Origin of the sequence: Streptomyces nanhaiensis (assembly GCF_046614825.1) — a bacterium.
Taxonomy (GTDB): Bacteria; Actinomycetota; Actinomycetes; order Streptomycetales; family Streptomycetaceae; genus Streptomyces; species Streptomyces radiopugnans.
Genome location: NZ_JBKJFM010000452.1, coordinates 1 through 219, shown reverse-complemented (window position 1 = coordinate 219; position 219 = coordinate 1). Strand labels below are relative to the sequence as shown.

Annotated in this window: 1 rRNA gene; it reads left to right on the top strand. The window is 60.3% G+C overall.

From position 1 onward, the window contains the following. Positions 1-149: 149 nt before the first annotated feature. A 16S ribosomal RNA gene (locus ACLIYP_RS31000) occupies positions 150-219 on the top strand; the annotation flags it as partial.

Sequence of the window (219 nt, the reverse complement as noted above, 5' to 3'; positions counted from 1 at the left end):
GATATGTTGATGCCCCGTCGCTCCTCCGGTTCCGGAGGAGTCGGCGAGGTTCCTTTGAAACACACAGCGAGGACGCTGTGCACCGCGGAAATCATTCCTTTCCGCCGGTGCCGCTCTGCGCGATGTGACCCGGGCATACCGGGACAGCATTCACGGAGAGTTTGATCCTGGCTCAGGACGAACGCTGGCGGCGTGCTTAACACATGCAAGTCGAACGCT